We start from the raw sequence: 14,372 nt of genomic DNA on the forward strand, positions 1-14,372 counted from the left end.
TCTTTTAAATAGAGTGCTCTATGAGCGTTTTTTTAATGACTTGGTAAGCCTCTTCTTTGAGGTCTTTCGGAGAGTTGGTAGGTTCGATAATTCCATTGAAATAAACCTTTACTCTTCCGGGGTATCCTTTGCCGCTTTCAAAAGGAAACATTTCCTTAAGTCCGATAAAAGTATATACTGCAATAGGAGAATGATGCTTGGAAGATAACATAAATGCCCCGTCTTTAAAATCATCCAGTATAATAGAAGTATCATCAGGAACACCGCCTTCCGGGAAAATAGCAATGCTGCTTCCTTCCTCCATTTTCTCAGCGCATCTTCTGTAGACATCTGCACGGCTTCTTGCGCTGGTTCTGTCTACCATCACGCATATTCTCTTGTAGATAGTACCGAAAATAGGAATCTTTACAAGTTCTTTCTTTCCTACAAAGCAAATAGGGTGGTGGGGAAATAGGATGCAGGTAAGCATAATGTCCATAAGGGAAGTATGATTGGAAATGAATACATACTGTCTGGTCCTGTCTTTTTTCTGTTCCGAAAGTCGGATGAGATCATATCTGAAACCCATTCCATAGAACATCCCGAAACACCAGAGTCTGATGAGCTTATAAGCATACTTGTAATGCTTTTTATTAAAGGATAAAATATAAACAGGGATTCCAATCATTACCGTTAAAACAAAAGCCAGCAACAGCAGCCAGAATCTCCATAGATAATTTAAAATTTTTGCCACAACTTAACCGTTAAAAATTACTTTCTTTTTTACCGAATAATTCAGGATAGAAACCAATAAGATTGCTGCAATTTTACTGATCATTTCCGGACTCAAGGTATAAAAAATTAAATTGATATTATCCTTAAATACGAAACTGTAAAATACCTGGAAAAAAGTTAAACTCAGTAAAGTTGAAACAAAAGATACCGCCATGAAATAAATAAACTCTTTTTTCTTGGAATGTTTTCCTCTTTCAAAAACAAACCAGATACTCAAAAAGTAATTGGTGATAATCCCGCAGCAGGTAGAGAAAATATTACTTAAAGGATAGTGTACCCCATGAAAATTGGTTTCTCTTACAAAGAAATGGGGCAGGGAAGTGCTGAATATCTTAAAGCTCCCAATCTCTACAATAGCACTTAGTCCTCCTGCTATGATGAAGAACAAAACCTGTTTTTGGCGGATGAGTATTTCTTTCATTCAATTAATATAAAAAACTGAAAATATAGTTCCTATTGTATTAAAAATCAAATTGTTTAGTGTTTTAAAAAAACGAATCAATTGTATCTAAACTATTAATAATAGATTTTATGCATTAATAATTATGATACTTTACAATATGGATATGCAAATTTATAACTATATGTTAAACACTGAAAAAAGTTGTTAAAATATTTTTTTTAATTAAAATTATGTCTAATTTTAATATTCAGAACGAGATGATAATAACCTGATAATAAATTCATTTTCAACGCCTTGTGTTGATGGTTTTTCCTATCTTGTAATGCGCTGTAGCAAGCATAATCCTCCTTTTTTTTATGACCAATTGATAACAATATTTGTATGAAACGTCAAAACAAATACAGAAAATTCCAGCTTCAACAGAAAAATATTGAAGCTCTTGAAAAAGAAAATACCCGCTTCAAAAGAGTGTATTCTGAATATGAAAATATGTCCAACGAACTTTGGAATCTTGAAAATTCGAGCGGAGAACCCGTTCCAGATGATTTTATTAATGCGATGGTATTGCAGGCGTCATATCTTGAAGATGAAATTGAAGATTGGCTTCTGCAGTTCAATGAAAAAAAAACGAATATTAAACATTAATGATTTTAGACAGCTTCCAGGTTGTTTTTAAACGCTAATTGAAGATTAATTCATAATTTAGCATCCTTAAATTAAAATCTAAAATATGGTTGCTATTGTAGATAGTGGTTCTACTAAATCGGATTGGGTAATACTCGATGACTTTAAGAAAGTTTTTCTGAAAACGGAGACGATCGGTTTCAATCCTAATTTTATCAACAGAGAACTTATCGCACCTGAAATACAGAAAAATAGCAATCTGATATCAGTGAGAAATTCAATTACTAAAGTCTTTTTTTACGGTTCCGGATGTGGCGTGAAAAAAAATTGTGAAACCATAGAAGAAGAACTGGCAAAGGTATTTGGAAAAGCTGAAATTATCGTAAAAGAAGATCTTATGGCTGCTGCCTACGCTGCCTATAGCGGAAAACCTGCAATCGTGTGCATTCTGGGCACAGGTTCAAACTCTTGTTTTTTTGATGGTGAAAATCTGAAGATAGAACTGCCTTCGCTTGGATTCCTGATTGGAGATGAAGGAAGCGGAAGTGCTATCGGAAAGCAATTGGTAAGAAGGTATTTTATGAAAAAACTGCCTTCAGACCTTCATCGTGAATTCGAGGCAGACTATCAGCTTACTGTAGAGGATGCATTGAAAAATATGTACCATACTCCAAGACCAAATGCATATTTGGCCAACTTTACCAAATTTGTGATCGAAAGAAAAGACCATCCTTATTTCAGGGATATGGTTTTTGAAGAAATGAAAAGTTTCTTCGAATATCAGGTTCTCCCTTATCAGGAAGCAAAAGATGCTGAAATCAATTTCATCGGCTCTATCGCCTATTATTATGAAAATATATTACGTTCTGTAGCTACAGAACTTAATTTGAATGTGGGACATGTTGTTCAGAAACCAATTGAAAGTTTAGTAGATTACCACATTAAATATATCCTTTAACAAAAAACGAAATTTTATGTCAAGTAAAAACCATCGCGACGAAAAGAACTTTAGTCAGGCCGCGTTAGATTATCATAAAGCAGAACCCAAAGGAAAAATTGAAGTAATCCCATCAAAGCCGCACTCTTCTCAAAGAGACTTGTCGTTGGCTTATTCTCCGGGAGTAGCTGTTCCTTGTATGGAAATTCATGATAAGCCGGAAACGGTTTATGATTACACAGGAAAAGGGAACCTGGTTGCGGTTATTTCTAATGGTACCGCAGTACTTGGATTAGGCGATATCGGCGCCGAAGCTTCAAAACCTGTAATGGAAGGAAAAGGACTTCTGTTCAAGATCTTTGCAGATATCAACGTTTTTGATATTGAGATCGACGAAAAAGACCCGGATAAATTTATTGAAATTGTAAAAGGAATTGCTCCTACTTTTGGAGGAATCAACCTTGAAGATATTAAAGCTCCTGAGGCATTTTATATCGAACAAAAACTTAAAGAGGAGTTGAATATTCCTTTGATGCATGACGACCAGCACGGTACGGCTATTATTTCAGCAGCAGCATTGATCAACTCACTGCAGATTGCCAATAAGAGCATTAGTGAGGTGAAAATGGTGGTCAACGGAGCAGGAGCGGCAGCTATTGCCTGTACTAAGCTTTATATTTCATTAGGATTGAAAAAAGAAAACGTCCTGATGTGTGACAGTAAAGGTGTGATCAACCACAAAAGACAAAACCTTACCCCGGAAAAATTAGACTTTATTGCACAGACAGATATTGAAACATTGGAAGATGCTGTAAAAGGATCCGATGTTTTCGTTGGATTGTCCAAAGGAAATGTGATGACTCCGGAAATGTTGTTGAGCATGACTGAAAACCCTATCGTTTTTGCTTTAGCAAACCCTGATCCGGAAATTGCTTATGACCTTGCCCTTGAAACCCGTAAAGATGTGATCATGGCAACAGGAAGAAGTGACTATCCTAACCAGGTAAACAACGTATTAGGATTCCCTTATATTTTCCGTGGTGCATTAGATGTACAGGCTACAGGAATCAACGAAGAAATGAAATTAGCTGCGGTACATGCCATTGCTGATCTTGCAAAAGAACCTGTACCGGAAGCGGTAATTCTAGCATATAATGTGAAGAGCCTACAGTTCGGAAGAGAGTATTTCATTCCAAAACCATTTGATAACAGACTGATCACAAAAGTATCAAGTGCTGTTGCAAAAGCAGCTATTGAAAGTGGTGTTGCCAGAAAATCAATTACTGATTTTGAAGAATATGAGCACCAGCTTTTGGATAGAATGGGAAGAGATGAGAAGTTGGTAAGAATGATGCAGAGCCGTGCAAAATCAAACCCGAAAAGAATTACTCTTGGAAATGCTGAAGAATACAATGTATTGAAAGCTGCTCAGATTCTTTATGAAGAAGGAATTGCCTATCCAAGCCTTCTGGGAGATAAGAAATACATCCAGGAGCAAATGGAGCGTTACGGAATCAATCTGGATGTTCCAATCATTGATCCAAGTGATGACGATCAGAAAGAAAACAGAAAGAAATACAGAGAAACCCTTTGGAAACTTCGCCAGAGAAAAGGCATGAACGAGTACAAAGCTAAGAGATATGTCCGCCAGAGAGACTATTTCGGACCTTTGATGCTGAGACATGGAGATACAGATGGTCTTATCATAGGATTCTCTAAAAACTATACCTCAGTACTACGCCCTGTTTTAGAAGTTATAGAAAAGGATAAAGGAGTAGATAAAGTAGCGGCAATGATGATGATCCTGTCTGAGAAGAAGCCTATTTTCTTTGCAGATACCTCCATCAATCAGAATCCTACTGCAGAAGATCTTGTGAATATCGCTAAAATGGCAGAGTTTACAGTGAAATCTTTCGCAATCGAACCGAGAATTGCAATGCTAGGATTTGAAAACTTTGCAGCAATTTCTGAAACATCCAAGAAAGTAGCTAAGGCAGTGAGTATCCTTCATGAAAAATATCCTAAAATGATCGTAGATGGTGAAATTCAGCCGGATTTTGCAATGAATGCAGACCACCTTAGTGATTATCCTTTCTCGAAATTAGGAACAACACCAGCCAATACATTCATATTCCCGAATCTGGAAAGTGCTAATCTTTCTTACAAAATTATCAGAGGAATGAAAGTAGCACAGGTAATTGGACCAATCCTGATGGGACTAAAACAACCGGTACATGTACTTCAGATGCGTTCAAGCGTAGACGAGATTGTAAACCTTGCTACCGTTGCAGTTTTGGATGCTCAGAGAAGAGAGAAAAAATAAATCAGAAAAACTGGAAGAAAATATCTGAAAATCAGAAATATTTATTCAGTTTCTTAATGTTCAGAAAATAGCACTTTCATCAGTGTTGATATACTAAAGACTCCATATTTTGGAGTCTTTTATTTTTTATGTTAATTCCTTGAATTCTTAGTTAAAATTTAAGTTAAAAGGCATTCGTGCATGAAATGAAAATATTAATTAGTTTAAATTGCTATATTTGGGAGTTTTAAAAATTAATAATGATATTTTCTTTACAAGGCACTGTTCAAGAACTTACGCCTACCTACGCTGTTATCAATGTACAGGGAGTTGGTTACTACGTGGGAATCAGTTTAATGACCTCACAAATGCTGGTTTTGAATCAGCAGACCTTTTTATTTATCCAGCAGATCATCCGTGAAGATGCTCATCTTCTCTTCGGATTTAACACACGTTCAGAAAAAGAGATGTTTAATCTGTTAATAAGCGTTAATGGTGTAGGAGCTGTTTCTGCGCTTATTCTGCTGTCTACATTAAGCCTCGACGAGATTGCATCAGCGATACTTTCAAGTAATAGTGCATTGATTCAGAAAGCAAAAGGAATCGGTGCAAAGACTGCTGAGAGAATTATTGTTGATCTTAAAGATAAGGTGCAGAAATTCAGCGATCCTGCCGCGAATATTTCTGTCTTGGTAGATAATAAAATCAAGGAAGAATCGTTATCTGCATTAGAAGTTTTAGGAATTCCTAAACGTACCAGCGAGAAGATTGCCGATAAAATATTAAAGCAAAACCCTGGCATATCGGTAGAAGAATTGGTGAAACAAATTTTAAAAAACATTTAACATTTGGTGGCGAATAATAAGCATTTTAACATATTTTTGTTCCTTTCGTTTCTGTGTATGTCCGTCAGTGCCTTTGCACAGCAGACACAAAAAGATACACTGATCATACGAAAACAATACGAAGTGGCTGACCCTACGAGGCAGGAAGCCTATTACGATATAAAAACAGGGATGTATTATATATATCCTAAAATCGGAAACACCATCACAGGTCCTCCAGTTGCTATGTCTCCGGAAGAGTATAAAGAATACATGCTCGCCGCTCAGACAAAAGCATACTATAAAGAGAAATCTGAAAAATATAATCTTCTTTTCAGAAGAGACAGATCAGACGCCAGAAAACAAGGGTTGATTCCATCCCTGATGATCAATAATAAACTGTTCGAAACCATCTTCGGTGGTAATAAAATCGAAATTATCCCCTCAGGATACGCCTCTCTTGACTTTGCCGGACTTTACCAGAAAATAGACAACCCGATGATCCTGCCACAGAACAGGACCAGTTTTACCTTTGATATTGATCAGAGAATTCAATTGGGATTATTAGGTAAAGTGGGGGAGAATCTTCAGCTGAAAGCTAATTATGATACCCAGAGCGGATTTGCTTTTGAAAACAGGATGAACCTTGTCTGGCAGGCAAAAGGAAGCTGGAAAGATCTTCAGAGTAAAGGTCTTGGAGATATTGATAAACCTAACGCGGGAGGAGAAGATAAGATTATTAAAAGAGTTGAATTCGGTAATGTAACTATGCCGCTTTCAACAAGTTTGATCCGTGGCTCGCAGTCTTTATTTGGGGTGAAGACAGAATTCCAGATGGGGAAAACCTATGGAACAGTAGTTCTTTCCCAGCAGCAGGGAGAAGCCCGGAATATTGTAGTACAGGGCGGCGGGGTAATGAATAACTTTAAAGTTAATGCAATTGACTACGAAGAAAACCAGCACTACTTTTTAGGACATTATTTCCTGAACAAATATGATGATGCCTTACTTAATTACCCACAAATCAACTCCACCATTAATATCACCAGATTAGAGGTATGGGTACTTGATCAGGGGAACAGTAATCTGGCCTATCAGAAAAGTGTAGTTGGTATTAGAGACTTAGGAGAATTTGCAGGAGGTGCCACCTTACCAGATAACTCATTAAACGGATTATATGATGCTGTATCATCTGCAGCAGGAACCAGAGAAGCAGGGAAGAATTATGGTACTATTTTCCAGGGGCAGACTTTTCCGGGAACTACAACACCATACGATAATGGAGAAGAATTCATTTATAATACAAAAGCGAGAAAACTTAATGCTAATGAATTTACATTTCAGCCGCAGTTAGGATACATTTCATTAAACCAAAAACTTAATGATAACCAGCTTTTAGCGGTTTCATATTCATATACCGTAAACGGAAGCAATAAAGTATATAAAGTTGGTGAATTCTCGGAAGAGAGCCCGGTGTTGATTACTAAAGTACTTAGGGTAAACAATAGAGTGAATACAGATTCTCCGATGTGGGACCTGATGATGAAGAATATCTATTCCATAGATGCCGGACAGGTGTCACAGGATGGTTTCATTCTTAATGTATATTACAGGGATCAAAAAACAGGAGGTAAAGTAAACTATCTTCCAGATACCGTTGTAAAAGACCAAAACTTATTGAAGTTGCTTAACTGGGACCGCCTTAATATGAATGGTGATATTCAGAGTAACAAAGATGGAAGTAAGGGAGATGGTATCTTTGACTTTGTCAGCGGGATTACAGTCAGGCCGGAAACAGGGAGGATTATTTTCACCAAAGTACAGCCTTTTGGTAATTATATGCAAAAGGTATTAGGAGGAACTTTTGACCCTCAATATGTTTTCCAGGATCTTTATACCAAACAAAAACAATATGCTCTTTCCAGTAACCTTGCGCAGAGATATACCATGGAAGGCCGCTACAAAGGTGTTCAGGGGCAAGGTATTTCACTTGGAGCAGTAAACGTTCCTCAGGGGTCTGTAAAAGTATCTGCAAATGGGGTACAGCTTACCGAAGGGGTAGACTATACCGTGGACTATATGCTGGGTACGGTGACGATCATCAATGAAAATGTAAAACAGTCCGGACAGGCGATCAATATTGCATTAGAAAATCAATTGACATTTAATACCCAAAGAAAAAGATTCTTAGGGTTAAACTTAGAAAGAAGGTTCAATGAACATTTTATATTAGGAGGAACTGTAGTTAATTACTCGGAATCCCCATTGACCCAAAAAGTAAACTTTGGGCAGGAAGCAGTGAATAATACAATGGCGGGGATTAACTTGATGTATAATAATCAGGCACCTTACCTTACCAGATTTGCGAATAAGCTTCCTATGATAAAGACTGAAGCTCCTTCCAATATCAACTTTAAGATGGAGGCCGCTTATCTACTGCCAGGATTAAATAAAGGGACAAACAACCAGTCTTATATAGATGACTTTGAACAGACGACATCTAAAATTTCATTAAAAGAACCGGCAGCATGGAGTTTGGCTTCAAGACCGGAAAAAAATAAACTTCCACCATTTAATATTGTTCCCGCTAATGATGATTTAACGAGCGGTTATGGAAGAGGACTATTATCATGGTATAATATTGATCCGCGATTCTGGGGTGTAGGAGGAAAAGCTCCTGCAGGAATTACTCCGCAGTCGGTGTCTAACCATGCATCAAGAAGAGTACAGTATTCGGAAATTTATAACAACAGAGATTTTGTTGCAGGAGAACAGACCTTTACCAATACCTTTGATATCTCTTATTATCCTCAGGAAAGAGGTCCTTATAACGTGAATGCGGCAACAGAGCAGGCACAAAGTAGATGGGCGGGGATTATGAGATCCATCAGTGTTCCAAACTTTGTTACCTCAAATATCGAATATGTTGAATTCTGGATGATGGACCCTTATGCGGATGGTAATAAATTGGGTAATAATCCAAAACTTTTATTACACCTTGGAAATGTTTCCGAAGATATATTGAAAGATGGAAAGATGCAGTATGAGAATGGCCTTCCTACTCCGGGATCACCATCCTCTACAACAAATTCTAATTGGGGAACACAGCCAAAGCAGCCACCTATTCTGTATGCATTCTCTACAGAAGGAGATGATAGAAAAAGACAGGATGTAGGATACGACGGTTTAAGTTCAGATCAGGAATCTATGAAATTCGGAAATACATTTGTGAACCCGGTGACTAATATAGCAGACCCGGCAGTAGATGATTTCGTGTTTTATCTTTCTGATAAATTTACAGGAAGCCAGGCAGCATCTGTTATTCAGCGTTACAAGTATTTCAGAAACCCGGATGGAAACTCGGAAGCAAATTCACTGAACGTGGCTTCACAAACTCCGGATTCAGAAGATATTAACAAAGACTATAATCTTGATCAGACTGAAAACTATAACCAGTATGTGGTAAAACTGGATCAATCGAGTTTAGGTTTGGGGCAAAACAATATTGTTGATGTAAAAACAGTAAAGGCCAGTTTCCAGAATGGACAATCAGCAGATGTAAAATGGTATCTCTTCAGAATTCCTGTCGCTAATTTTGATAAAGCTGAAGGAACGGCAGACCCTTCTGTCTTGAATAATGTAAGATTTGCAAGACTAATGTTAGCAGGATTTGAACAAACCTCTACATTAAGATTTGCAACAATGGACCTTGTAAGATCAGACTGGAGAAAATATCCTAAGAACCTTGCTTTTTATAGAATACCAAGCCCTATTCCCAATGCAGATCCAATTGTAGATCCTGCTTTAAATGAAGGTAGTTCAGAGGTGAATACATCTGATCTTGAAGTAGGAAGCGTGAATATTGAAGAAAATTCTTTAAATCAGCCACCATATGTTTTACCTCCGGGGATTGATAGACAGGTATTGAGCGGTAATGCCGGAGCACAAAGACAAAATGAAGCTGCGTTGTATATGAAGACTGATAAGCTCGCAAATGGAGAATCAAGAGGTGTATTTAAAAACACATCATTAGATATGAGAAGATACAAAAAGTTAAAGCTTTTTGTTCACGCTCATGATCCGATTAACAGAGTAATAGGGATGGATCCGAAAACTAAATTTTTTATACGTTTCGGAACCGATGCTACAGACAACTATTACGAATATGAATCATCTTTGAAGCTAACTGCCACTACAGCAACGGCCCCTATGGAAATCTGGCCAATGGAAAATGATGTCGATCTTAATATCCAGGATTTTGTTGACGCAAAGATCAGAAGAGATAAAAATAGTGCGAATAAAATTACTGAAAGAATACTTGATAATGTTTTTGGAGGTGGTGAAAACGCTAAACATATTTATATCAAAGGGCGTCCAAGTTTGGGGAATATTAGTACAATGGTAATTGGAGTAAGAAATGGAGAAGTAAGTGGGGGATCAGGAGGCTCTATAGATAGAATTCTTTGGGTGAACGAAATCCGTCTTTCTGAAATTGAAAATGATGGAGGATATGCAGGAAATGCTAGCTTAAATTTCAACTTGGGAGATTTTGCTACCGTTAATACAAATGTTTCCTATACATCAGTAGGTTTCGGAAATATAGACTCAAAACCTGCAGAGAGAAACCAGTCTACACAATCTGCTTTCAGTATCAATACAGCAGTCAATGTAGATAAATTTCTTCCGGAAAAAACTGGTGTGAAAATTCCTGTAAACTATTCCTACTCACAGACCATTGAAGATCCAAAATACAATCCTCTGGATACCGATGTAGAGTTTAACAAAGCAGCCAACAAAGAACAGTTGAAGAAAGTGGCAAGAACTTATACGCAGCAGAGAAGTATTGGCGTTGTTAATATGCATAAAGAAAGGGTGAACCCTAATAAAAAACCTAAATTCTACGATATTGAAAACGTTTCGGTAACTGCTGTTTATAACGATGATTATTTCAGAGATATTTACACCAAAAGAAATTACAGACAATATCTGAGAGGATATATTGATTACAACTATACTTTCAAACCTTGGGTATTAAAACCTTTCAATAAAATGATCAGCGATACCGCGAAATCAACGAAGTATCTGAGATGGGTTAAAGAATTTAACTTCAATCCTATTCCTACAAGATTATCTTTCAGAACTGAAATTGACAGGAATTATAATGAACTTGAGTTTAGAAATGTAGAAGCTATTTTAAATGGAAATGCAGGAAGTGACTTTGATGCGATCCGAAACAGAAACTTCTATTTCGGATGGCAGTATGGTTTAGGATTCAACTTTACAAAGTCATTAAAGCTGGAAATCAATTCAGCGACCAGAACCCTTAATGATAATCTTGATGCCAATGCTATGGATAGTAAATCTATCTTCGGTAACGTATTCAGATCAGGAAGACCGGTATTATATAACCACAGAGTGCAGTTAAATTACAGACTTCCGTTCCAGTATCTTCCTTATTTGGATTTCATTGATGCTGAAGTAGGATACGGATTTACATACAACTGGAATGCAAGATCTACCTCTTTACTAAGCTTTGTAGATCCGGAAACAAACAAATCTGCCAGTTTAGGATCTATAGGTCAAAATACCAATATGATCCAGGCTACAGCATCAGCGGATCTGCCTAAATTCTTTGGACAGTTTAAATATTTTAAAAATATAAATGCCAAACTCCAGAAGCGTAAGCAGGAAATGGATTCCCTGAATAATGTCTATACAAAGCAGTGGGAAAAGAACAGATACAGATATAAGAGTTATAAATTTAAAAATAAACTTTCAGTACTTGAGAATGCAGCATTTTTCCTGACTTCGTTCAAACAGTTGAACGTGAGTTATACCGAAAATAACGGGACAGTACTTCCGGGATTAATCTCTGCACCCAACTGGTATGGTTATGGACAGACGTTAGGAGGTCCTACCATAGGATTCCTTTTAGGATCACAGGCTGACATCAGAAGAACAGTGATGGAAAATGGATGGGTAAGTGATTCCAAATATATGACAGATGCCTATGTAAGAATGTCAACAAAAGAATTAAGAGCAGACTTACAAATGATGCCGTTGAACGACTTCCGAATTGATCTTAACGTCTTGCATACCTATAACAGTAACTTCTCACATACAGGATTCAATTATACCAATAATGGAGTTCCGGATCCGGACTTTACATTTGCCAATGAGATGGTGACATATTCCAACAGTACAATGCTTCTAAGCTCATCATTTAAAGATGGACAGGCAATTTACCAGGCAGTCAGAGAAAATGCAAGAGCGCTTTCACAGCAGCTTGGAGGCCCTGGTGCTATATTAGATAATGATGGCTTTGCTAAACATTATAGTATTGGTAATGCCTATGTACTGATTCCTGCCTTTAGAGCTGCGATGGAAGGAAAATCTGTTACACCAATGGGTAACCCTAAAAAATCAGGATTCCCATTACCAAACTGGAGAATTACTTATTCGGGACTTAAGAATATTCCCATTATTAGCGGGCAGTTTACGAAGTTTGATATTTTACATGCTTATACAGCTACCTATACAGCTACAGGAATCCAAAGCAATGTGGATTATCATGGCAATGCAGGGGGATATTATCAGACAGTAGACAATACAGGAGCTATAATCAAAAATGATGGAGATAAGATCAATCCTTACACATTTGCTCAGGTAGGATATGTAGAGTCTTTCTCACCGCTTATTGGAGTAGATGTTACCATGAGAAACAATATGCAGTTCGGGTTGCAGTACAATAAGACCAGAATGACAGTGCTTGGATTGGTAAACCAGACACTTACTGAAGATGCCAATACAGAATATGTCGTAAGACTTGGATATATCATCCGAAACTTCAGACTGGGAACAGCCAACGTAAGAGGAAGAGGTACCAGAGGAAAAGGAAGTGATCTTAATATCAGAGGTGATATTTCATTAAGAGACAGTAAAACCAGCATTATGAATATTCTGTTAAATGATTCCCAGATTACAGGAGGACAAAGACTCATGAATATAAAGCTTTCTGCTGATTACAATGTTTCAGAAAATCTGAACCTCAGAGTATTCTATGAACAGATGACCTCCAAATATAAGATATCAACAGCATTCCCGTTATCTACAATCAGAGCAGGGATTTCTGCCACATTTACATTCGGAGATTCCGGAGGCGGATTCTAAAATGTCATAAACTTAAAAGTCCTTCAGTTTTGAAGGACTTTTTTTATATCCAATATTTGAAGCTACTATATTTTTGAATACATTTGTACAAAATAAAAATTTAAAAATGAACACACCATCAGAATTAAAGTACACCAAAGATCACGAATGGATCAAGATTGAAGGTAATGTAGCTACAATCGGTATTACAGACTTTGCTCAGGGAGAACTTGGAGATATCGTTTATGTAGACATAGATACTGTAGACGATGATCTTAATGCAGGAGATGTTTTCGGAAGTGTAGAAGCAGTAAAGACTGTTTCAGATTTATTCTTACCTATTGCAGGAAAGGTTATTGAATTTAATTCAGAATTAGAAAACCAGCCAGAACTGTTGAATACAGAACCTTACGGAGACGGATGGATCATTAAGCTAGAAATTGCTGATGGAGCAGATCAGTCTGAATTGCTTTCTGCAGAAGAGTACCAGGCTATCATTGGATAAAATTTCAAAAATATTTAGTAAGATATTGCCCATTTATTGGGCATTTCTTACTTACATGCTTCTCAAGCCCGGAGAAGAAAATCATGAGTATTGGTTTATGTTCAGCGGTATAGACAAAGTGTTGCACTTAAGCATATTTGCTGCTTTGGGATTCTCTTTTATTGCTGCATTTCCCAAAATAAAGTTCTCGTACTTTTTCCAGATCATCCTTATATACGCCTTCCTTACAGAAATCTTACAAGAAGAAATGGGTCTGGGAAGATCTATGGAAACCCTGGATCTCGTAGCAGACACTATCGGTTGCCTCATAGGTTACTATACCTATAAAATATTAATCAAACGATTTTTCTGATCATCCCATTTAAGAAAGATAAAAAGTCCATCCTTTACAAACTTTCGGGATATAAAAATTTCCCAACTCTAAAAAATCATAAGGAGCTTTTTCCCGCTATCCACTCATACTCCTCACGCCAGCTTTGCCTACAGCCGAATCTTAAGGCTTTCCAATCCATGTTGCGGGGTAACCGTTACTATCGGGGCTAGAATAGTAATCCAATTAAGATATGGAACTCAGAACAAACCATTCCTCTCCCAAAATAACTTTAGCAAAAACTATCAAGTATACTCTCTTCAGTTCAGATTCTGATCTATTGTACTTTATCCAGCAATAAATGATGAGGTTCTATATTATAATATAGACAAGGAAGACCTTTCTAATAAATAAAAAGGAGACAAAACAGCCCTACAAGACATCCAAAAATATAATTTCACAATTGTGGATAACTCTGGTATTCTTTTAAAGCCCTTTGTGTAAGAGTTTTATGCTTATATTTTTCCACAAAACGGAATCTATT

At 37.0% G+C, this 14,372-nt stretch carries 9 protein-coding genes; 7 read left to right on the forward strand and 2 right to left on the reverse strand.

Annotated features, from left to right (window positions below):
• Positions 1-4 precede the first annotated feature (4 nt).
• The gene (locus AC27VX_RS22735; protein WP_236857322.1) at positions 5-733 is read right to left on the reverse strand and encodes a lysophospholipid acyltransferase family protein; all 729 of its coding nucleotides are present in this window, start codon (positions 731-733) and stop codon (positions 5-7) included.
• A 3-nt stretch (positions 734-736) separates the two neighbouring features.
• Entirely contained in the window at positions 737-1,195 is a 459-nt protein-coding gene (locus AC27VX_RS22740; RefSeq protein WP_236857323.1) for a GtrA family protein, read from the reverse strand.
• A gap of 363 nt (positions 1,196-1,558) precedes the next feature.
• On the opposite strand from AC27VX_RS22740, the gene AC27VX_RS22745 reads away from it, so the two are divergent.
• The 7 genes from AC27VX_RS22745 to AC27VX_RS22775 all read left to right on the forward strand — a co-directional run bounded on the left by AC27VX_RS22745 (position 1,559) and on the right by AC27VX_RS22775 (position 13,870).
• Entirely contained in the window at positions 1,559-1,822 is a 264-nt protein-coding gene (locus AC27VX_RS22745) for a hypothetical protein (RefSeq protein WP_236857325.1), read from the forward strand.
• A gap of 85 nt (positions 1,823-1,907) precedes the next feature.
• The gene (locus AC27VX_RS22750) at positions 1,908-2,759 is read left to right on the forward strand and encodes an ATPase (protein WP_236857326.1); all 852 of its coding nucleotides are present in this window, start codon (positions 1,908-1,910) and stop codon (positions 2,757-2,759) included.
• Positions 2,760-2,775: 16 nt separating this feature from the next.
• The gene (locus AC27VX_RS22755; protein ID WP_236857327.1) at positions 2,776-5,061 is read left to right on the forward strand and encodes an NADP-dependent malic enzyme; all 2,286 of its coding nucleotides are present in this window, start codon (positions 2,776-2,778) and stop codon (positions 5,059-5,061) included.
• A 239-nt stretch (positions 5,062-5,300) separates the two neighbouring features.
• Positions 5,301-5,885 carry a Holliday junction branch migration protein RuvA gene (ruvA, locus tag AC27VX_RS22760; RefSeq protein WP_236857328.1) on the forward strand — a complete coding sequence of 195 codons (585 nt, stop codon included), beginning with the start codon at positions 5,301-5,303 and terminating at the stop codon, positions 5,883-5,885.
• A gap of 6 nt (positions 5,886-5,891) precedes the next feature.
• Positions 5,892-13,034, forward strand: coding sequence for a T9SS outer membrane translocon Sov/SprA (gene sov / locus AC27VX_RS22765; RefSeq protein WP_488698180.1), 7,143 nt, complete (start codon positions 5,892-5,894; stop codon positions 13,032-13,034).
• Positions 13,035-13,140: 106 nt separating this feature from the next.
• Positions 13,141-13,518: a glycine cleavage system protein GcvH gene (gene gcvH, locus AC27VX_RS22770; protein ID WP_236857329.1), complete on the forward strand. Its 378-nt coding sequence runs from the start codon at positions 13,141-13,143 to the stop codon at positions 13,516-13,518.
• A 25-nt stretch (positions 13,519-13,543) separates the two neighbouring features.
• Entirely contained in the window at positions 13,544-13,870 is a 327-nt protein-coding gene (locus AC27VX_RS22775) for a VanZ family protein (protein WP_236857330.1), read from the forward strand.
• Positions 13,871-14,372 lie beyond the last annotated feature (502 nt).

This window comes from Chryseobacterium sp. 14P4.3.2, assembly GCF_057799275.1.

Excerpts from the sequence above, each read along its gene's own strand:
- AC27VX_RS22740 (WP_236857323.1), bottom strand. The coding sequence starts at position 1,195 with ATGAAAGAAATACTCATCCGCCAAAAACAGGTTTTGTTCTTCATCATA.
- AC27VX_RS22745 (WP_236857325.1), top strand. The coding sequence starts at position 1,559 with ATGAAACGTCAAAACAAATACAGAAAATTCCAGCTTCAACAGAAAAAT.
- AC27VX_RS22750 (WP_236857326.1), top strand. The coding sequence starts at position 1,908 with ATGGTTGCTATTGTAGATAGTGGTTCTACTAAATCGGATTGGGTAATA.
- AC27VX_RS22755 (WP_236857327.1), top strand. The coding sequence starts at position 2,776 with ATGTCAAGTAAAAACCATCGCGACGAAAAGAACTTTAGTCAGGCCGCG.
- ruvA (WP_236857328.1), top strand. The coding sequence starts at position 5,301 with ATGATATTTTCTTTACAAGGCACTGTTCAAGAACTTACGCCTACCTAC.
- gcvH (WP_236857329.1), top strand. The coding sequence starts at position 13,141 with ATGAACACACCATCAGAATTAAAGTACACCAAAGATCACGAATGGATC.